The organism is Oricola cellulosilytica, assembly GCF_019966575.1.
GTDB lineage: Bacteria > Pseudomonadota > Alphaproteobacteria > Rhizobiales > Rhizobiaceae > Oricola > Oricola cellulosilytica.
Window position 1 is genome coordinate 122,230 of the sequence record NZ_JAINFK010000004.1, and the last position, 15,959, is coordinate 138,188.

At 64.9% G+C, this 15,959-nt stretch carries 30 protein-coding genes and 1 tRNA gene; 15 read left to right on the forward strand and 16 right to left on the reverse strand.

What is annotated here, in order from left to right; genetic code table 11:
* Nucleotides 1-12: 12 nt before the first annotated feature.
* From LC298_RS10585 to LC298_RS10620, 8 genes are all read right to left on the reverse strand, one after another.
* On the reverse strand, nucleotides 13-753 hold the full coding sequence (locus LC298_RS10585) for a hypothetical protein (protein ID WP_131566880.1): 741 nt from the start codon (nucleotides 751-753) through the stop codon (nucleotides 13-15).
* Between the two features lie 44 nt (nucleotides 754-797).
* Nucleotides 798-1,922 carry a DUF7146 domain-containing protein gene (locus tag LC298_RS10590; protein ID WP_158284713.1) on the reverse strand — a complete coding sequence of 375 codons (1,125 nt, stop codon included), beginning with the start codon at nucleotides 1,920-1,922 and terminating at the stop codon, nucleotides 798-800.
* Nucleotides 1,919-2,341: a hypothetical protein gene (locus tag LC298_RS10595; RefSeq protein WP_158284714.1), complete on the reverse strand. Its 423-nt coding sequence runs from the start codon at nucleotides 2,339-2,341 to the stop codon at nucleotides 1,919-1,921. The genes LC298_RS10590 and LC298_RS10595 overlap by 4 nt, the downstream gene beginning before the upstream one ends.
* An 81-nt stretch (nucleotides 2,342-2,422) precedes the next feature.
* On the reverse strand, nucleotides 2,423-2,740 hold the full coding sequence (locus LC298_RS10600) for a hypothetical protein (RefSeq protein ID WP_131566886.1): 318 nt from the start codon (nucleotides 2,738-2,740) through the stop codon (nucleotides 2,423-2,425).
* Complete coding sequence (locus LC298_RS10605) at nucleotides 2,737-3,126, reverse strand: MazG-like family protein (RefSeq protein ID WP_131566889.1); 390 nt, start codon at nucleotides 3,124-3,126, stop codon at nucleotides 2,737-2,739. The genes LC298_RS10600 and LC298_RS10605 overlap by 4 nt, the downstream gene beginning before the upstream one ends.
* Complete coding sequence (locus LC298_RS10610; RefSeq protein ID WP_131566892.1) at nucleotides 3,123-3,761, reverse strand: hypothetical protein; 639 nt, start codon at nucleotides 3,759-3,761, stop codon at nucleotides 3,123-3,125. The genes LC298_RS10605 and LC298_RS10610 overlap by 4 nt, the downstream gene beginning before the upstream one ends.
* On the reverse strand, nucleotides 3,758-4,012 hold the full coding sequence (locus tag LC298_RS10615) for a hypothetical protein (RefSeq protein ID WP_131566895.1): 255 nt from the start codon (nucleotides 4,010-4,012) through the stop codon (nucleotides 3,758-3,760). Before LC298_RS10615 ends, LC298_RS10610 begins: the two co-directional genes overlap by 4 nt.
* Nucleotides 4,009-4,260: a hypothetical protein gene (locus LC298_RS10620; protein WP_131566898.1), complete on the reverse strand. Its 252-nt coding sequence runs from the start codon at nucleotides 4,258-4,260 to the stop codon at nucleotides 4,009-4,011. The genes LC298_RS10615 and LC298_RS10620 overlap by 4 nt, the downstream gene beginning before the upstream one ends.
* A 139-nt stretch (nucleotides 4,261-4,399) precedes the next feature.
* Here LC298_RS10620 and LC298_RS10625 point away from each other — a divergent pair, with 139 nt between their 5' ends.
* The 13 genes from LC298_RS10625 (at nucleotide 4,400) to LC298_RS10685 (ending at nucleotide 9,542) form a co-directional block, all read left to right on the forward strand.
* Complete coding sequence (locus LC298_RS10625; protein ID WP_131566900.1) at nucleotides 4,400-4,852, forward strand: helix-turn-helix domain-containing protein; 453 nt, start codon at nucleotides 4,400-4,402, stop codon at nucleotides 4,850-4,852.
* A gap of 138 nt (nucleotides 4,853-4,990) precedes the next feature.
* Nucleotides 4,991-5,224 carry a hypothetical protein gene (locus LC298_RS10630; RefSeq protein ID WP_131566903.1) on the forward strand — a complete coding sequence of 78 codons (234 nt, stop codon included), beginning with the start codon at nucleotides 4,991-4,993 and terminating at the stop codon, nucleotides 5,222-5,224.
* Nucleotides 5,221-5,550 carry a hypothetical protein gene (locus tag LC298_RS10635; protein ID WP_131566906.1) on the forward strand — a complete coding sequence of 110 codons (330 nt, stop codon included), beginning with the start codon at nucleotides 5,221-5,223 and terminating at the stop codon, nucleotides 5,548-5,550. Before LC298_RS10630 ends, LC298_RS10635 begins: the two co-directional genes overlap by 4 nt.
* Nucleotides 5,543-5,836, forward strand: a complete 294-nt coding sequence (locus tag LC298_RS10640) for a hypothetical protein (RefSeq protein ID WP_131566909.1) — start codon at nucleotides 5,543-5,545, stop codon at nucleotides 5,834-5,836. The genes LC298_RS10635 and LC298_RS10640 overlap by 8 nt, the downstream gene beginning before the upstream one ends.
* Nucleotides 5,833-6,027, forward strand: a complete 195-nt coding sequence (locus LC298_RS10645; protein WP_131566911.1) for a hypothetical protein — start codon at nucleotides 5,833-5,835, stop codon at nucleotides 6,025-6,027. Before LC298_RS10640 ends, LC298_RS10645 begins: the two co-directional genes overlap by 4 nt.
* Entirely contained in the window at nucleotides 5,987-6,355 is a 369-nt protein-coding gene (locus tag LC298_RS10650; RefSeq protein ID WP_131566914.1) for a hypothetical protein, read from the forward strand. Before LC298_RS10645 ends, LC298_RS10650 begins: the two co-directional genes overlap by 41 nt.
* A gap of 127 nt (nucleotides 6,356-6,482) precedes the next feature.
* Nucleotides 6,483-6,791 carry a hypothetical protein gene (locus LC298_RS10655; protein ID WP_131566917.1) on the forward strand — a complete coding sequence of 103 codons (309 nt, stop codon included), beginning with the start codon at nucleotides 6,483-6,485 and terminating at the stop codon, nucleotides 6,789-6,791.
* Complete coding sequence (locus tag LC298_RS10660) at nucleotides 6,788-7,018, forward strand: metal-sensitive transcriptional regulator (protein ID WP_131566920.1); 231 nt, start codon at nucleotides 6,788-6,790, stop codon at nucleotides 7,016-7,018. Before LC298_RS10655 ends, LC298_RS10660 begins: the two co-directional genes overlap by 4 nt.
* Nucleotides 7,015-7,239: a hypothetical protein gene (locus LC298_RS10665; RefSeq protein ID WP_131566923.1), complete on the forward strand. Its 225-nt coding sequence runs from the start codon at nucleotides 7,015-7,017 to the stop codon at nucleotides 7,237-7,239. The genes LC298_RS10660 and LC298_RS10665 overlap by 4 nt, the downstream gene beginning before the upstream one ends.
* Nucleotides 7,240-7,356: 117 nt before the next feature.
* Nucleotides 7,357-8,712 (forward strand): site-specific integrase, encoded by a 1,356-nt coding sequence (locus LC298_RS10670; RefSeq protein ID WP_131566926.1) that lies wholly within the window; start codon nucleotides 7,357-7,359, stop codon nucleotides 8,710-8,712.
* Entirely contained in the window at nucleotides 8,709-9,047 is a 339-nt protein-coding gene (locus tag LC298_RS10675) for a hypothetical protein (RefSeq protein WP_131566929.1), read from the forward strand. The genes LC298_RS10670 and LC298_RS10675 overlap by 4 nt, the downstream gene beginning before the upstream one ends.
* Complete coding sequence (locus LC298_RS10680; RefSeq protein ID WP_131566932.1) at nucleotides 9,044-9,283, forward strand: hypothetical protein; 240 nt, start codon at nucleotides 9,044-9,046, stop codon at nucleotides 9,281-9,283. Before LC298_RS10675 ends, LC298_RS10680 begins: the two co-directional genes overlap by 4 nt.
* A gap of 79 nt (nucleotides 9,284-9,362) precedes the next feature.
* The gene (locus LC298_RS10685) at nucleotides 9,363-9,542 is read left to right on the forward strand and encodes a hypothetical protein (RefSeq protein ID WP_131566935.1); all 180 of its coding nucleotides are present in this window, start codon (nucleotides 9,363-9,365) and stop codon (nucleotides 9,540-9,542) included.
* Between the two features lie 7 nt (nucleotides 9,543-9,549).
* On the opposite strand, the gene LC298_RS10690 is transcribed toward LC298_RS10685, so the two are convergent.
* The 3 genes from LC298_RS10690 to LC298_RS10700 form a co-directional block, all read right to left on the reverse strand.
* Nucleotides 9,550-9,825 carry a hypothetical protein gene (locus LC298_RS10690; protein ID WP_131566938.1) on the reverse strand — a complete coding sequence of 92 codons (276 nt, stop codon included), beginning with the start codon at nucleotides 9,823-9,825 and terminating at the stop codon, nucleotides 9,550-9,552.
* 197 nt (nucleotides 9,826-10,022) lie between these two features.
* Nucleotides 10,023-10,098, reverse strand: a tRNA-Lys gene (locus tag LC298_RS10695).
* Nucleotides 10,099-10,144: 46 nt separating this feature from the next.
* Nucleotides 10,145-11,056 (reverse strand): PhzF family phenazine biosynthesis protein, encoded by a 912-nt coding sequence (locus tag LC298_RS10700; protein WP_263289124.1) that lies wholly within the window; start codon nucleotides 11,054-11,056, stop codon nucleotides 10,145-10,147.
* A gap of 69 nt (nucleotides 11,057-11,125) precedes the next feature.
* Between LC298_RS10700 and LC298_RS10705 the strand changes: the two genes are divergently transcribed.
* Nucleotides 11,126-11,590: a MaoC family dehydratase gene (locus LC298_RS10705; RefSeq protein ID WP_131566941.1), complete on the forward strand. Its 465-nt coding sequence runs from the start codon at nucleotides 11,126-11,128 to the stop codon at nucleotides 11,588-11,590.
* A gap of 1 nt (nucleotide 11,591) precedes the next feature.
* Here LC298_RS10705 and LC298_RS10710 read toward each other — a convergent pair whose 3' ends face one another.
* The 4 genes from LC298_RS10710 to LC298_RS10725 form a co-directional block, all read right to left on the reverse strand.
* Nucleotides 11,592-12,323, reverse strand: coding sequence for a hypothetical protein (locus LC298_RS10710; RefSeq protein ID WP_131566944.1), 732 nt, complete (start codon nucleotides 12,321-12,323; stop codon nucleotides 11,592-11,594).
* A 46-nt stretch (nucleotides 12,324-12,369) separates the two neighbouring features.
* Nucleotides 12,370-12,870 (reverse strand): heme-degrading domain-containing protein, encoded by a 501-nt coding sequence (locus tag LC298_RS10715; RefSeq protein ID WP_131566946.1) that lies wholly within the window; start codon nucleotides 12,868-12,870, stop codon nucleotides 12,370-12,372.
* Between the two features lie 69 nt (nucleotides 12,871-12,939).
* A complete protein-coding gene (gene ilvC, locus LC298_RS10720; RefSeq protein WP_131566949.1) occupies nucleotides 12,940-13,959 on the reverse strand; it encodes a ketol-acid reductoisomerase in 1,020 nt (339 codons plus the stop codon).
* Between the two features lie 17 nt (nucleotides 13,960-13,976).
* A complete protein-coding gene (locus LC298_RS10725; RefSeq protein WP_131567637.1) occupies nucleotides 13,977-14,657 on the reverse strand; it encodes a TetR/AcrR family transcriptional regulator in 681 nt (226 codons plus the stop codon).
* 187 nt (nucleotides 14,658-14,844) lie between these two features.
* Here LC298_RS10725 and LC298_RS10730 point away from each other — a divergent pair, with 187 nt between their 5' ends.
* On the forward strand, nucleotides 14,845-15,249 hold the full coding sequence (locus LC298_RS10730; RefSeq protein WP_131566952.1) for a GNAT family N-acetyltransferase: 405 nt from the start codon (nucleotides 14,845-14,847) through the stop codon (nucleotides 15,247-15,249).
* Here the strand turns inward: LC298_RS10730 and LC298_RS10735 are convergent, their stop codons facing one another.
* Nucleotides 15,250-15,849, reverse strand: coding sequence for a hypothetical protein (locus LC298_RS10735; RefSeq protein ID WP_131566955.1), 600 nt, complete (start codon nucleotides 15,847-15,849; stop codon nucleotides 15,250-15,252).
* Nucleotides 15,850-15,959 lie beyond the last annotated feature (110 nt).

The window sequence follows — 15,959 nt, forward strand, 5'->3', positions numbered from 1 at the left end:
CGGATTTACGCTTTACTTGGTTGCGGCTTTTTTCGACTTAGCCCGTGCTTTGGCAGCCGGTTTTTTGACTTCAGGCTTTTCTTGCGGCTTGTTTTCCGGGCTGTCCTGCCGATCCCCATGGCCGCTCTTAGGCGAAGATGCGGCGGCGGGTTTTTCAGCGCCGGCCTTGCCGTCAGCGCCTTGATCCTGCTCGGCAGCATCGCCGGCCGGTTTTTCATCCCCGGGGTCCTTCGGTACTCCGGGATCTTTCGCTGCGGCCGCGCCGGCCCCAGAATGCTGATCAGGCTCGGCATCGGATTTCTCCATGATGAAGGGCGCCGCGACCCGTGCGGCGATGAGCTGTATGTTCGCGGCCTCGATCAGGCTGCATCCGAGCAGTTTGTGCGCCAGGTCATCCGTCGGGGTCGCAATGATCTTCGCCAGGTACTCGAGCGGCCCGTCATCATCATCGAGCAGGGCCGCAAGGATCTCCATCGATGCGTCCAGGGCGACCGGCTCGCCGTCGATCGACGGCAGCGGCGCGGCGTTCTCGTCGAGATACGGGTCGAGCAGCTTCACCATGCCGGCATAGATCTCGAAGAACCGCCGCGCGGGCGGCGGCGCTTCGGCGAGCGACGTCCAGGGGAAGCGCCTGCCGGCGATCTCGCTGAACTTGCGCGCCACGGTTTCGGCCGGCGGGAACTGCCGGGCGCGGCAATAGGCAAGCAGTTCCTCGGGGGCGGGCTCGCCGGTTTGCCGGTCGAACTCGGCCACATGGGCCGCGACGCGGTCGGCGAGCGAATGGATGTCTCGGGATCTCATACGGGTTCTCCTTTCAAGAGGTCGTTCATGTCCTTGCCGATCGTCGAGCGCGCGATCGCGACGGGCCTGCCGTGGGCCTTCAGGGCGGCCACGGCTCTCCCCAGGGCTGCCGAGGCCTGCTTGTTGTGCCAGTCATTGTCGGCGGCGACGATCACGCGCGAAACGCACGGCAACACCGGGACATGGGCGATGTTGCCGAGCGTGCCTGCCGCCCAGACGCGGTGGTCCGGGCAGGAGATTGCGATGGAAAGTGCGTCCTCGATGCCTTCGGTGACGACGAGCGGGCCGGCGCGGCCCTGCCGCGCGGCTTCCTCGGGCGTCAGGTCGCCCTCGCCTTTCGAGATGCGGATCACCGCGCCGACCGGCGACGGCCAGATCTTGCGCGCCTTGTTGCGCTCGGGGTCGGGGAACGCCGCCTTGCCGCTTCCGTCCGGCGAAAGCCAGGTGCGGTGGATCGCCTGGTGGCGGCCGTTCGCGCCGGTCATCAGCGTCACCATGCAGGGCCGGTGCGTCCGGCCCCTGCCCTCCGCCAGGACGTAGGGCTCGCTGGCGGAAAAGCGGATCGCGCCCGGCAGCGGCCGGCCGGCGTCGATCAGCCAGCGCTTCAGGTCGAGCCCGCGGCTTTGCAGATACGTCTCGAGCAGCGAGCCGGGAAAGGTGTCCGGCGTGAGTTTTACGCATTTCAGCCACAGCGAGAACGCCCGCCCGGACTGTTTTGCCAGTTCCTCGGCCTCGCTCGCCTCGCGCTCGGCGCGCTGCTTCTCGCGCTGGCGCTCGACCGCGCGGCGGGCGGCGTCCGACATCGGCTTTTGCGGCCCGCTTTTCCAGCCGAGCCACCGCACGCACCAGTCGCGCGTCGCCCGGTAGTCCGGCAGCTGGCCGAGATACTGCACCAGGTTGATGACATCGCCGGTGTCGCCGGTCGCCTCGTCCTTCCACACGCCCGGATTGCGTTTCAGCAGGATCCAGAACGATCCGGCGTGGCGGTCGTCGCGCAGCGGGTTGCGGCCGATCCAGTAGCCGCCATTGCGGTGGCCGTCCGGCAGCAGCTCGCGCGCCAGCGCCTCGATGCGGTCCTGCAGGGCCTCCTTGATGTCGGCGAAATCGGACGGGCGGTTCAAAGCGTCGCCTCTGGGCACGAAAGCACCCGCTCCATCGTGCCGAGCAGGCGGTCGATCTCCGGGCAGTCGCGGCGGTCCTCGACGGCGTGGCAGATCGCGTGGATGCGCCGGCGCGGGCGGCCGAGCGCCAGCGCCAGGTAGTATTGGCGCGTGTCGAACACGGTGACCGCCAGATAGATCGCCGCGGACTGGGCGAAGGCGAGCCCGGCGATCCGCGGCTTGCCCGGCCGGCGCGCCTCGAGGATCCGGTCGAGCGGGTATCCGGAGAAGCGTGCGACCGTCTGCGCGGCTGTGCGCCATGCCGCCTCCGCGGCGGCGACCTGCATGCGCCGGCGGCGTCCCGGCACGCGCGGGCCGTAATGCTGGCCGGGCCGTATCGCCTCGGTTCTGCGCCGGTGCCGGGATGTCGTTCGCGCCATGAGACTTTTCTGCAGTCCGGTTAAAAGGGCCGGGCGCACGCGAGACTGGCTCGCCCGGCAGTTGGACGGGAGGTACGCAAATTACGCTTTACTGACTGGAACGATGGCGACGGATCCCGCCGCGATGCAGAGCCGCACCTGCGCGGCCCGCAGCTGCATGGCGATCTCCGGGTCGCAATTGCCGAAGGCGTCGCGCCGAGCCGCGAGCGCCGCCAGGATCGCGTCGAGATAGGCCTCGCCCTCCGCCATGGCGAGCGCGACGCACACTTTGCGGTACTGGCCCTGGAAGCGCTCGAGCACGGCCCAGGGCGTCGCCAGCATCAGCGCCGCGCGGACGGCATCGTCCTCGGCATGCAGGAACTGGTGAACGATCGGCTGGCTGACCGGATGGGATGTCATCTTTCGGATACGCCCTCATCTGACGCCGTGAGTTGAAGCAGGTACGGGAACCCGATCTCGCGCGACTTCCTGTCGAAGGTTGGAGGTACGATCTCGGCCAGTTCGAGCCCCATCCGCTGCGCAAGCAGGTCCAGATAGATGAACGTATCGGCAATCTCGGCGGCGAGTTTCGCCCGCAACTCGGCTTCCGTCTCGCGGTTGCCAACAACGCCGTCTCTCACGCGGTTCAGCTTCTTGGCTACATTGGCCGCCTCGCCGAGTTCCCCGACTGTCGCGGTGAACCAGTCGGAGAGCGTCCAGCTTTCCAGCTTATGATTGAACCCTTTCGAGTGCTCACACCGGAGCCGGTTGAGACCTGAAAACGCTTTGAAGGTTAGGTCGTTCACGCCGCGGCCTCCTTCATGTCGTCGGGGATCGGCACCACATAGAACGGGTCGATGCCGCGACCTCGGCTCTCGACGATGATGTAGCCCTTGCGTTCCAGCTCGCCGAGCAGCCAGGCGAGGCTGCCGCGGGCAACGCCGGCTTTCTCGGCCAGGCGGCCGCCGCCGAGTTGAAACCTCTCGCCATGCCGCAAGGCGCAGAGCTGCAGGTGATCGAGCACCCTTTGCTGCATTTCCGGCAGATCGTCCTTCTTCTCCGAAAGCTTGGGCGCTTCCCGCTTCGCGGGAGCCGCCGCTTCAGGATCGGGCGTGTCTGGCGGCCTGCTCGGCGTCGCTTCCGGCGCTGGGGTCGGCCGGTCCGGCTCGGTTTCGGTGGGGCGATCTTCGTCAATCCGTTTGAGCGCTTCCCGCACGTCCTTCATCTGCTCGCTGGTCGGTCGCTCCTCCTCGGCGATTTCCCGGTCCCACCAGAGACTGCTGTCTCCTGTCTCGATGCCCACGAGCTCCTCGCCCAGCGCCTCGGCGAGAAAGGTGACGAGATCGGCAAAATTCGTCGCGCCGGCGATCTCCTCGCCACCGGTTTCGAGGATGTAACCTCGCCGCAGCCGCTTGACCTTGATCTGTTTCGTGTCGCTCACATTCCTCTCCTTCTTGCTTCGGCGAAATCCTCGACGGTCGCGGGCCTTGCGCCCGGCCCGCCGGTCACCAGCACCTGCCGGAAGCCGGCCCGGCTTGACGGATGCAGCGAGACGAGCTCGATCTTCGCCCCCTTCAGGCCAGCGAGCGCCGCTTCCCGGTTGATCTGCGCGACGATGTCGGCCGCCAGCGCCGCGCGCTTCTCCGGCGCGGCGTCGTCGGCGACCTGGTCGCAAAGGGCGAAGGCGATCATCGCGCGCCCTCGCCTTCGGCATGCGGCTGCAGGCCGGTCAGGTGCTCCAGCAGAAGCGCCTCGCGGTTGAGCAGCGCCCGCTGCAGCTTCAGGTGGGTGCGCCGGTTGGGGTCCGCGCCGGCGCGGATCCGGCTCGCCGTGGAATTGTGCACCCCGGCGTCGCGGGAAAGTTCGGCCATGCTGACATTGATACGGCCGGCGCGCTCGAACAGGTCGTCGATCGGCATCAGCGTTTCGTGGCGGTCCATTGGCTTCCCCGCTATTGTGTGCATTAATGCAACGTCGATCTGATTTGGTGCAGTCTTGTCAAGTGTAGAGTTTCCCCTCGTGCCTGATTATTCCCATGTGTTTTTCTGCCCTCCTGCATTGACCAGGAGGGCACAGGCGATGGCGGGGCAGCCGCTCACCACGAGGACGGACGATCTGAAGGACGCGCACCGCCAGTGGCTGCGCAGGATCCAGGGCGATCTCGGCCTGTCGCTGTCGGCGATCGCCAAGGGCGCCGGCGTTTCGTCGTCGACGCTGTCGCGCTTTATGAACGACGCCAACCATCCGCACGCCCTGTCGGCGACGACGATCAGCCGCATCATCGATGCCTATGGCGTCGACGGTCCGCCGATGTCGGCCGGCGCGCTCAATGTCACCGGCTACCGCCAGGCCGTCTGGAACGTCGTCCACGCGCTGCACGAGGCCGGCGCGCTGCAGTCCGGCGACGCGAGGATGACTGCCGACGCCGTCGTCGATCTCGCCGACTGGCTGACCGACGAGGACCACTCAAGCGCCGAGGAAAACGCCGCGATCATCTCCTTTCAGGCCGAGCGGCTGAAGCGAAATGCCTGAACGCGCCCGTTTCACATGAAGCAGTTTACAGCGCGTTGATGATTTTTCGCATGACGCTGTTGCATTAAATCACATTTGCTGAAATGCTCCCTTCTGCAAATCGCATCTGATTTGCGGAAAAAACGGAGCGTTTGCGCAATGGAACATATCGAAAACCGGCTGGTGATGACGGCGCGTGAAGTCGCCGCCGCGCTCGGCTGGAAAACCGAGAATTCATTCCGCCAGCACCGCCTCGATCTCGAGGCGCACGGCTTTCCGGCCAAGCTGCCGGGCATCAATGGCTGGTCGCGCGCCGCGGTCGAGCGCTGGGTCGCCACCAATGGCGAGACATGGCTGCCGGCGGACCTCGTCCTCGAGGAGGGCCCGGCATGACCGCCCGCCGCGCCGTCGCGCCGCCGCCGGTCGACGCCGGCGACCTGGTCGATCCCTCCCTCCTGACGCGCACCGAAAAGGATGCGCTGCGCAAGGCCGGCATGTGGCGCCTGTCGCGCCGCCGCGGCGGCTACGGGCTGATCGGCGAGCGCTGGACGGTGACGCTGGCGACCGTGCGCGTCCTCAAGCGCCTCGGCCTGGTACGCTCCGTCATCGGCTCCGGCCGCAACACGCTGCTGATCACCGGCTCGGGAAAGATGACGCTGGCGATCATGGACGCCCGCGCCCGGCGCGCACGCCCGGCCAGGGAGGCGGCCAATGGCTGACCCCCTGACGCCCAACTCCTCCCGGAGTGAACTGCGAGCGTGCTGGCGGAGTCTTTCGCCGCCAATGCGCAAGGCCCTCGATGCCGCCGCCGATGCACCGCTCCGCCGCCGCAGGCACTGGTGGTTCGCAAACAACAGCGGCGGCGGCTTTGCCACCGACACGATCGAAAGCCTTCGGCGGCAGGGCCTGCTGGCCGTTGAGGGTCTTCACAAGCCGCCGGGGATCGCCCGGATCTCGGATCTCGGAACGGCGGTATTTCGAAGCGTTGGTGAGGGCATCGAATGAGCGATCCCAACGCATGGGCGGATGCCGCCCTCGTCCTCGCATTTGCCGTCTGTTTCGCGGTCGCCGCCTTCGTCCTCATCGGCGACGGCCGCACCGCCCGGCGCGACCGGCAATGGTTTTCCGTCACCAGCAAAAGGAGCATGACCCATCATGAACATGGTGCAAACGACAATACCCGGCGGCGGCCATGACGCCCTCCTCGAGGAAGCGGTCGGCGCGGCGATCGAGGCCGAGTTCGGCGGGCAGGCGGAAGCGGAGAACCGCCGCTTCGTCGAGACCATGCTCGCCGATCTCGCCGCGGCCGACAACGCCGTCGCCGCCCATGAGGCCGAGATCGCCCGGCGCCAGACGGAGATCGCGTTCCTCAAGACGCGCTGCACGGCGCTGGAGGCTTCCCTCGACGCGATGTCGGTCGGAATGGAGCCGTCGAAGCCGGTGCCCGACGCCGAACCTGTGGCGCTCGATCTTGATCCTGCGCCAAGCGTCCCGCCGAGGATCCCGCCGCGCCGCGTAGCCTGACGGGCAAGGCGCATCTGAATTGCGAGACGCGCGGCGGCGTTGCCTTTCTCCGCCGGCCGCGCGCAGGACCCGACCGGGGAGGCGGACTCTCGCGAACCTCCCCATTTCATCATCAAAGGAGAACGCCATGATTATCTACAATGTGCGAAGGCGCTTTCTCGCCAAGAAAGAGGATGCGGAAACCTACCGGAAGGCAGAGCGTTTGCGTCCGGCCTTTACGCTTAAAATCGAGGTCGGCTCGCGCGATGATCTCGCCGCACTGCTGAACGCACTCTGCAATCCGCCTGCCGGCGCCGGAGCTGATTTCCCAGCCGACGAAGCGCTGATCGATAGAGCGCAAGTGCCGGGTCCGACCAGTATTCCGGCGTGCGTTCCGGACTTCCTGCTGACCGACGAGCAGAGGCGTCAACGCAATGCGGAAAGGCGCACCGCATGAGACGGATAGGCACCGGCACCGCCAGCCTCAACAACTGGACGCCGAAGCGGGCGCATTCCTTTTCAATGCGCCGTGTCCTCAAGATCGAAGGTCTGCTGCAGGAAATCGGCTATTGCTACGGCGACGTCGACAACACCGTCGTCATGGAGTGCGACGACGTTTTAAACCACCTCTCGGCAATCAAGGAAGCGCTGGACGAAAGTCTCGCCGAAGGGAAAATGCTATGACTGCCGACCAGAAGTCGAAGATCATGGCGGCCGCCGCCCAGTTCGCAGCCGCCTGTCAGGACTGCATCGAGTTCGTGCGCGATCCCGACGGCCTGATGGGCTCCAGCCTCCCGGAAGGCGACACGCTCGCCTGCGCCATGGACGGCTTGCGCCTTCTTCTCGCGGCCGGGGAGGATGACGCGCCCCTGCGCGAACTGCTCGAAAAGCGGCTGCAGCTGTGACACCCCGCCCGGCCTTCCCCTCCCGGCCGGGTATCGTGGCCGCCGGCGCCGGACCCGCGCCGGCGGCCGCCTTTGACAAACCGCAAGCGCTGACCGCATTCTGACAGGAGACAGGACATGCACACGGGACACGCCGCCTTCGCCAGCAACGAGCCGCAGGCGAGGCGCTTAAGGGCGAAGGCCACCACAATGGGAACCATCACGATCCGCATTCCGCTGGTCACCTGGCGCGACGGCCGGCCGCGCTTCTTCGCCTCGGCCGCGCAGCGCCGGCTCGGCTTTGCCGGCGAGGATCTGCGCCACGGCGGGGACGGTCCGTGGTTCACGGTCGAGGAATGCCGCGCCTGGTCGGAAGCCAAACAGGCCGATATCGCGGCCGCGCGTTCTGCGGCGGCAGCGACGAAGCCGCATGGCGAGGAGCTTACGGCCGCCGCCTTCGGGAAACGCCGGCGGGTACAGCCGGCGAGAAGCTTAAGGGCGAACCCCACTCGATTGACCACGCTCTCCCAGCTGGTCGAGGGATTTCTCGACCGCGATCCGCGCAACAAGGGCCGGGAAATCGTCGAGGGGCGCAAACGCCGCAAGCCCCGTGCCGCCGACACGGTCCGGTTCTACCGCAGCTGCGCGGCCGCACTCGCCGAGACCGAGGCCGATCATGGCTGGCACCGTCCCGCCGCGGCGCTGGCGCCGGCCGATCTCGGCAAGGCGATCGAGCGCGTCGAGATCGCCCGCGGCCTGTCGACGGCGCGCGGCGTCCGGGCAATGCTGTCGCAGGCCTTCGCCTGGGCGGTCCGCGAGGGGCTTGCCCGCGCCAATCCGGTGGCGCTGATCGAGGACCGGCTTCCGGTTCCCGAAGAAAGGGTGCGCGTCGGCACGGTCGCCGAGATGCTGGCGCTGACCGCCGCCGCCGATGCGCTCGGCCGGCCCGAAGCCGCCGACTGCATCTGGCTCGCCCTGTTCTCGGCCCAGCGCCAGAAGGACCGCCTCGCCCTCGAGGAGCGCCAGTTCGGCGCGGACGGCATCCTCTGGCAGCAGTCCAAGACCGGCGAGCGGCTGCTCATTCCGCAGGCGCGCATCGTCCGCGAACGGTTTGCCGCGGCAAGAGAACGCCGCAAGGGCTGGAAGGTCGTGCCGACCCGCGTCATCGTCGACGAGCGGGCGCAACGGCCGTTCAAGGCCGACTGGTGGCGCAAGGTGTTCCGCGAAGTGCGCGACCATGCGGCGGCCTCGATGCCGTCGCTCTCCGACTTTCGCGATCAGGATCTGCGCGACACGGCGCTGTCCTGGGCGGACTATGCCGGCTGCGACTATGCCGAGATCGGCAATCTCTCCGGCCACCGCTTCGCCCGCGAGACGCAGATCCTGCGCCATTACGTGACGAAGTTCGATCCGGCCAGGGCCGCCCGCGCGGTGGCGAAAACCGAGGCGTGGTTCGACCGGCAGGTCGAGGCGGAGAAGGAGAAGGCGCTGTGAACGGATACGACAGGGACAAGGGCATCAAGGCGGAAGGCCAGCACGCCGCGATCTGGCACGCCGAAAGGGACGGCCGGCACTCGATCGGCTACACGCTGCCACTGCAGGAAGCCGTCACTCGGCAGCTTGCAGCGCACCTCGCGGCCGATCAGGACAGGCAGGTGCACCGGGCGCTGATCGAACTCGGCTGGACAGCGCCGGTCGACGGCATCGCCGACGATCTGAAATCCGCTGGCATTGCCTTCGTCCGGCATTATATCGACGATCATGGCGATCTGGTCTCGGAGCGTTTGGCGCCGGAGACCGTCCGACTGAAAGGGAACAAGGCGCTGTGAACTGGCAGCGGATCGGCGCGCATGATTATGCCGTGCCCGGCATCGGCCGCGTCTATCGCCACGACGGCGGACCGCAGGACGGGAAATGGTTCTGGTCCTGCCTGCTCTACAATCCGCCCGGCAGCGGCGTGGCGACGCACGGCGTCGCGCCGGCGCGGGACCAGGCGATGGCCGCCGTGCGCCGAGCCCATGACGCCCTGCAGCCGGCCGGCGGCGAAATGCCCCAACGGAACTGACAAAATTTCAGGGGCTGACAAGCCCGCCATGCGCACTAGCGTTATGATCGGGACCATGGGGAATGTCCGGAGAAAAACCGTGAGCGTTTCCGATAAATCCGAAATGCACATTGCCGAAGCCGTCGCCCTGCTGACCCTCCTGCGCAACGTCGCCGAGGAGGCCGACGAAACCCGCTGGCTCGAACTGCGGGAAACCATGATCAGCTCCCTCTGGACCACGCTCGACAGCCTGAACGAGGCGATCGACGAGCTGCCGTGAGCGGTCGTCAGCGGCTCAACAGCATCAGCGTGTAATCCGGCCGCACGCCGGCCCGGGTCATGCAGATCTTGACGAACTCCGGGCGGTACGCGTCGCAGGCGATTGTAGCCCGCGGGCATTCGCGGCGCGCCAGTTGCCCGCAATAGCTGTAGATGGCCGCCGCCTTCTGCCCGTCCGTCATGCCGGGCGTCACCTCTAACTTCGGCTCTTCGGCTGGCGGCGGCGCCGCGTCGACACAGCCAGAGAGCGCCAGCGGCAGGAGGATATTAACAAATTTGCGCATCGCATGCATCTTAACGGTGATCCTCGCGCTTGTGGAGTCCGGTTTCCAAAGCCGGAAATCTATGGCGGCCAACGTGCCAGCCCGCTGATTATCGTGAGACGGAGCGTGAGACGTGAGACGGTCTCACGGCGTCTCACGTTCCCCTTTGGTTCCGCTTAACGGATCTACTCAAGAGCCTGATCATATTCAGAAATCCCTGGTGGGTGAGCAGGGACTCGAACCCTGGACCCGCTGATTAAGAGTCAGCTGCTCTACCATCTGAGCTACACACCCGCCGGATGCGGCTATCTAGTCGCCTGAAATCCGGATGTAAAGTGTGTCACGCATACAGTGTGCCTTCAGCAACCTTAACCGCCGCCCCCCCGATGCGGGCAGATCGGATCTCACCGCCAGCCGCCTCGATCTCCAGCCGCATAAAGGACGGCCGGCCCATCTCGATCCCTTGCTCGATCGGCAGTGCAACCGGTCCGTCGGAAAGGCCATCAAAATGGCTGATGGCGCCGGCCAACGCCGCCACCGCCGAGCCGGTGGCGGGATCCTCTGGAATACCGTGGTGCGGCGCAAACATGCGCGCGTGGAAGGCACATTCGTGGTGCACCGTCTCGCGGCAATAGACATAAGGACAGTCGATCTTTAGCGGGTCGGTCTCTTCGAACAGCGCCGTCCATCGTTGCGCGTTCATTTGTGCGCGGGCCGCGGCATCGAGCCCGCGAACGGGCACGCAGAAATAGGGCTTTCCGGCGGTCCAGGCACTGATCGTATGATTTTCGAAACCGATGTCCTGCGGATTAAGCCGCAACGCCTCGGCGACGGCAGCTGGGTCGAGTTCGCAAGGATGGGGTTCGGGCAGGCGCGGCAGATCGAATTCGGCATAACCGGACTCGCCTTCAGTGCGTACTGCGCAGCGAATGTTGCCGATCGTTTCCCTGAGGATGATGATCTGATCGAGCGCATCGCCAATGCCGTTGCGTTCAGCAAGGGCGACTGCGGTGCCGACAGTCGGGTGGCCTGCGAACGGAAGTTCTCCGCCCGGCATGAATATGCGGATCCGCGCGGTCTGCGCTTCCTGTTCCGGCGGCTGAACGAACACAGTCTCCGAAAGGTTGAACTCTCTGGCGATCGCCTGCATGGCGTCAGTCTCCAGCCCTTCGGCGTCGAACACGATGGCCAGCGGATTGCCGGCCAGCGCCCGCTCCGTGAAGACGTCGTAAACCGCATAGCTTCGTTGCATGATGTCTCCTTTGCGCTGTAATCCTGCTAGGGGAAAATACTCCGATCCGCCAGTGCCGAAGAACCGCCCATGCCCCGATCCCGAACCGCCCAGCTCTATCTCGACGATCTTTTCGTCGGCCAGATATTCGAATCGGGCGCCCACCAGGTGGAGGAAGAGCGGCTCAAATCCTTTGCCGCGGAGTTCGACCCCCAATCGTTTCATCTCGATGAGATGGCAGCCCGCGACACCATGTTCGGCGGACTGGTGGCAAGCGGCTGGCACACCGCTGCGATCACCATGCGACTACTGGTCGAGAGCGTACCGCTGGCCCGTGGCATGATCGGATCGGGGGGAGAGATCGAATGGACCAAGCCGGTCCGCCCTGGCGACACGCTGCGCGTGCGCTCGGAGATCCTCGAAATCGTTCCGTCCCGCTCGCGGCCGAACCAGGCCCGGGTGACGCTGAAAAGCATTACGCTCAATGGCGGCGGCGAGCCGGTGCAGGTTTTTACCTCAAGGCTGATCGCCTATCGCCTCCAGCCTGCGGAATAGCTCATCCGGCGCTGCTGAAGTGCCAATCGGCAAGCATGCGCGCGGAAGACCGCAACCGCATTCGGCTGTGGTCGTTACGACGGATTGCAATCGCGCTTTCGATCTCGTCGTCGCCCGTTGCTAGCTGATGCGAAGACAGCATCGCCGCGCAGGTGCCGAAGCAGCCCGGAAGACGACTCTGCTTGGCGACATGCAAGCAGCCATTCTCGAAGACCGCGACGAAACCCTCGTCCGGCCGGTCACATTCGAGCAGAAATCCGGTCTCTTCCAGAAGTTCACGCCCGATATTGGCCGCGACGTCGAAGACCCCGTTCCGCAGGTCGTTCGGGTCGAACGATCCCGCAGGAAAGTAGACCTCTCCGGCGTTCGCCGTATGGGCGGCCATTTGCACGGCGAACAGCGCGCCGTCCTCCGTCACAGGTAGTGACGTCCCCGTGATATGCACGAGTTCCTGAGAACGGCCGTGAGCGCGCCAGTGCAGGAAGGTGGCGAAATCCGTGCGGTAACCGGTCCCGTGCAGAACTCCGTCCTCGATCCGCACACCGTCGAACATGAAGAACGGACCGTTCCAGAGCCTCGGATTTGTGGAGACACATGCCCGCCAGTAGGCGTCGACCTCGGCACGGTTGCCGGCCACGTAGGGCAACGGCTTCTGCGACAGCAGGAGTTGGGTATCGCGAAGCCGACTCAGCGAGGGAAAGCGGGACATGGTCTCCATGTCTCGCATCTTCATGCGCTGTTCAACCGGCAGATATCAGTGGCCGGAAAGCACGCACCGGTCACCCCTCGAGCCCGAGCGCGATCGGAGCCGGATCGGTTCCGAGAAACTCGCAAAGACTCTCGAATACGAAACGGTGGTCTTCGCGCTGCGGAATACCCGACACGGTGACCGTTCCGACGACGCCGACACTCCGGATATGGACTGGAAAACACCCCCCATGCGGAGCGAAGTCAATCGGCGCGACGCCGCGCAATTCATCCAGCGCTCCCCCGCCTGCCGCGATCTCCCGGCTCACCCGGTAGGAGCATTTATGATAGCGCATGACGACGTTGATCTTGCGCCGCACCCATTCGGGATTGTCCGGAGAGGTACCGGGCAGGGCGGAATAGAACAGCGGCCGCCCCGCAATCTGGATATCAATGACGAGCGGCAGGTTCTGATCGGCCGCCCGCTGGCGCATTCTCGAACCGAGCGCCCATGCGTCGTCTTCCGTAAAAGTCTCGAACAGCAGGGCTTCTTCCTGCCGTTTCAGCGTCTCGATGTCATCTGCGATTGCCATGGCAGAGTCTTTCGTATCGGTTCGGGCCGCAGATCATTCCGCGGCCCTACTCGTTTGGCTAGAGCGTCGTCAGTTCTTGGCCTTGTCCACCAGGGCGTTCCCCTTGATCCAGGGCATCATGCCGCGCAGCTTCTCGCCGACTTCCTCGATCTGGTGGGAGTCGTTCATCCGGCGGATGCCCTTGAAGCGCGAGCCACCGGCACGATACTCCTGCATCCATTCGCTTGTGAACTTGCCCGTCTGGATATCGGTCAGAACGCGTTTCATCTCGGCCTTGGTCTCGGCGGTGATGATTCGTGGGCCTGAAACATATTCGCCCCACTCGGCGGTGTTGGAGATCGAGTAGTTCATGTTGGCGATGCCGCCCTCGTAGATCAGGTCGACGATCAGCTTCACTTCGTGAAGGCACTCGAAATATGCCATTTCCGGCGCGTATCCGGCTTCCACCAAGGTCTCGAAGCCAGCGCGGATGAGTTCGACCAGACCGCCGCACAGGACGACCTGTTCGCCGAACAGGTCGGTCTCGCACTCTTCCTTGAAATTGGTCTCGATCACGCCTGAACGACCGCCGCCAACACCACAGGCGTAGGAAAGCGCCAGGTCGTGCGCATTGCCCGAGGCGTCGTGATGGACAGCGATCAGGCACGGCACGCCGCCGCCCTTTTGATATTCCCCGCGTACGGTATGACCCGGGCCCTTGGGCGCAATCATCACCACATCGACCGTGTCCTTCGGCTCGATAAGCCCGAAGTGAACGTTCAGGCCGTGGGCAAAGGCAATCGCCGCGCCATCGCGGATGTTACCGGCGATATGATCGCGATAGATGTCCGCCTGCAGTTCGTCCGGCGTCGCCATCATCATCAGATCGGCCCATTTCGCGGCGTCGGCGACAGAAAGGACCTCGAAGCCGTCGGCCTCCGCCTTCTTGGCCGTCGCGGACCCCTCGCGCAGGGCGATCTTGATATTCTTCGCACCGGAATCCTTCAGGTTGAGCGCATGCGCCCGGCCTTGGCTGCCATAGCCGACGATGACAACTTTCTTGCCCTTGATGAGATTGAGATCGGCATCGCGATCGTAATAGACACGCATGATCGTTTCCTTCGCTGTTACGTGTTGACTGTCTGGATTGTTTCCGGGGCTCCGTAGAGCCGGTAGAAATTCGAGATGGCCGTTGCGGCCTGTCTTTCGATCGCCACCCGGCTGGCCATGGCAGGGACTTTGTCCCCGAGCAGCAGACGGACGTGGAGGTCACCGACAATCAGGCCGTACAGCGTGTTGAACGCCTCGTCGCGGTCGTCAAAACGCAGATACCCTTGGGCGCGACCGGCCTCCAGCAGACCCGATGCGCGGCGCTCGATCATCCGCCGGCCGCGCTCGATCAGTAGCCCTCCGAGATTGGCGTCATCATGGCCCGCCTCCCCGATCGCAACCCGGTTCAGGGCAAGCGACGTCGGTCCTGACAGAACCGTCAGGAGATCGTGCGCAAAGCCCAGAAGCTGTGCCCGAAACTCGGCCGCGCTCGACGTTCCGCCGCATGGCTCGCCGATACCCACCTTGCTTGCCTGATAGGTGACCATCGCCGCCAACAAGCCATCCCTATCCCCGAACCACTTGTAGATACTTTCTTTGGAACAGTTCGCGCTGCGCGCCAGACGTGCTGTCGTCAACCCCGCTCCCCCGCGCTCAACCAGCAACGCCAGCGCCGCCTCCAGCACATCGGCCTGCCGGGGCGCAAAATCGTCGCCGTTGGAATTGGCCTTACTGCCTGCCTCTTCATGACTATTCATGCGGATGCCGTACCGTACCGTACGGTACTGCGTCAAGGTAAAATCCGATTACCGTTGACGAAACCGGCAGCCCCCGCCAACCATTCCAATACGACTCGAACACACATCGCTGTCCGCCCGACCGGCCGATGCCACGGAACTGAGCGCGATCCTGAATGCAATCATCGCGATCGGTGGAACGACGGCCATGGAAACGCCAATCGATGACGCAGATTTTCTGGCGGCATTTTTGTGCGTCGACAACAGCGTCTGCTGTCATACCGCGGTTGCGGGCCCCGAGAGCGTTCCGGTCGGTTTCCAGAGTCTTTCCACCCACCCGCGCCTGCCGTCAGAATGGCTCGACATTGCGACGTACGCGCGCCCGAAACGGAAGCTGCGCGGCATCGGCCGCGCATTGTTCGGCCCAACGCTGGAATTCGCCTGTCAAAGAGGCATAATCGCAATCAATGCGACGATCCGCGCCGACAACCGCAGCGGCTTGTCGTACTACGAAAAAATGGGTTTCAGGGACTGGGCAATCGAGCGCGCCATGCCGCTCGCGGACGGAACACCTGTGGACCGGATATCCAGGATGTACGATCTACGTATGTGATCAGCCGCCGTCGACGGGCTCGCCGTCATCCACGAGCGGCGGAACGTCATGGCCGAAGTCCAACCGGCCTTCGGTTTCGGATGGCTCCGCCCCCTCACCCTCTTCGCGAGCCTTCAGACGGGCTGCGATCCGCACCTTCGCCTCTTCAGCCGTACGCCGAAGTTCGTCATCGTCCGGATCAGCGGCACTCACCTTCACTTCCGCGCCCTCGTGTTGGACCGGAGGGTGCTCTTCAGAAGCAATGAACTCATCCTCGCCGTACTGCTCGCAGTCGGCCATAGCCCCGGTTGGCACGCCTCGATCCGTTTCGCTATCGGTCGCTGACTGGTAAATCACCGGCGCCGGTGATTCTGCGAGATCCGGTTGCGTTCTGCGGGCGAGACCGTCGTCCGCTCTCGGCGGAGTGGTGATTGCCTTGAGCCGTGCCTCTTGTTCCTCAACAGCTTTGCGCCGCGCCTCGCTGCTCCTGCGCTCCAGTCGCTGTATCATCGCGGCGCTGCGGGCCCTCAGCGCTTCCTGCGCCTCCCGATCCGACAGGTGATCGATCGCACCTTCCAACCGTTGCTGCGGAACGCTCTTGGTAAACAGGCGCTGAAACATGAGCCGCCTCCATGGGATTCATGGCGGATTCTATTAGTCAAAGATGAACAGGGTGTTGCCCCTTTCCACCCTCAGCGTAGCCGCACAACGTGTCCTTCGATCCGCCATGA

Excerpts from the sequence above, each read along its gene's own strand:
- LC298_RS10595 (WP_158284714.1), bottom strand. The coding sequence starts at position 2,341 with ATGGCGCGAACGACATCCCGGCACCGGCGCAGAACCGAGGCGATACGG.
- LC298_RS10600 (WP_131566886.1), bottom strand. The coding sequence starts at position 2,740 with ATGACATCCCATCCGGTCAGCCAGCCGATCGTTCACCAGTTCCTGCAT.
- LC298_RS10615 (WP_131566895.1), bottom strand. The coding sequence starts at position 4,012 with ATGATCGCCTTCGCCCTTTGCGACCAGGTCGCCGACGACGCCGCGCCG.
- LC298_RS10620 (WP_131566898.1), bottom strand. The coding sequence starts at position 4,260 with ATGGACCGCCACGAAACGCTGATGCCGATCGACGACCTGTTCGAGCGC.
- LC298_RS10625 (WP_131566900.1), top strand. The coding sequence starts at position 4,400 with ATGGCGGGGCAGCCGCTCACCACGAGGACGGACGATCTGAAGGACGCG.
- LC298_RS10630 (WP_131566903.1), top strand. The coding sequence starts at position 4,991 with ATGGAACATATCGAAAACCGGCTGGTGATGACGGCGCGTGAAGTCGCC.
- LC298_RS10635 (WP_131566906.1), top strand. The coding sequence starts at position 5,221 with ATGACCGCCCGCCGCGCCGTCGCGCCGCCGCCGGTCGACGCCGGCGAC.
- LC298_RS10640 (WP_131566909.1), top strand. The coding sequence starts at position 5,543 with ATGGCTGACCCCCTGACGCCCAACTCCTCCCGGAGTGAACTGCGAGCG.
- LC298_RS10645 (WP_131566911.1), top strand. The coding sequence starts at position 5,833 with ATGAGCGATCCCAACGCATGGGCGGATGCCGCCCTCGTCCTCGCATTT.
- LC298_RS10650 (WP_131566914.1), top strand. The coding sequence starts at position 5,987 with ATGAACATGGTGCAAACGACAATACCCGGCGGCGGCCATGACGCCCTC.
- LC298_RS10655 (WP_131566917.1), top strand. The coding sequence starts at position 6,483 with ATGATTATCTACAATGTGCGAAGGCGCTTTCTCGCCAAGAAAGAGGAT.
- LC298_RS10660 (WP_131566920.1), top strand. The coding sequence starts at position 6,788 with ATGAGACGGATAGGCACCGGCACCGCCAGCCTCAACAACTGGACGCCG.
- LC298_RS10665 (WP_131566923.1), top strand. The coding sequence starts at position 7,015 with ATGACTGCCGACCAGAAGTCGAAGATCATGGCGGCCGCCGCCCAGTTC.
- LC298_RS10670 (WP_131566926.1), top strand. The coding sequence starts at position 7,357 with ATGCACACGGGACACGCCGCCTTCGCCAGCAACGAGCCGCAGGCGAGG.
- LC298_RS10690 (WP_131566938.1), bottom strand. The coding sequence starts at position 9,825 with ATGCGCAAATTTGTTAATATCCTCCTGCCGCTGGCGCTCTCTGGCTGT.
- LC298_RS10700 (WP_263289124.1), bottom strand. The coding sequence starts at position 11,056 with ATGCAACGAAGCTATGCGGTTTACGACGTCTTCACGGAGCGGGCGCTG.
- LC298_RS10705 (WP_131566941.1), top strand. The coding sequence starts at position 11,126 with ATGCCCCGATCCCGAACCGCCCAGCTCTATCTCGACGATCTTTTCGTC.
- LC298_RS10710 (WP_131566944.1), bottom strand. The coding sequence starts at position 12,323 with ATGAAGATGCGAGACATGGAGACCATGTCCCGCTTTCCCTCGCTGAGT.
- LC298_RS10715 (WP_131566946.1), bottom strand. The coding sequence starts at position 12,870 with ATGGCAATCGCAGATGACATCGAGACGCTGAAACGGCAGGAAGAAGCC.
- ilvC (WP_131566949.1), bottom strand. The coding sequence starts at position 13,959 with ATGCGTGTCTATTACGATCGCGATGCCGATCTCAATCTCATCAAGGGC.
- LC298_RS10725 (WP_131567637.1), bottom strand. The coding sequence starts at position 14,657 with ATGAATAGTCATGAAGAGGCAGGCAGTAAGGCCAATTCCAACGGCGAC.
- LC298_RS10730 (WP_131566952.1), top strand. The coding sequence starts at position 14,845 with ATGGAAACGCCAATCGATGACGCAGATTTTCTGGCGGCATTTTTGTGC.
- LC298_RS10735 (WP_131566955.1), bottom strand. The coding sequence starts at position 15,849 with ATGTTTCAGCGCCTGTTTACCAAGAGCGTTCCGCAGCAACGGTTGGAA.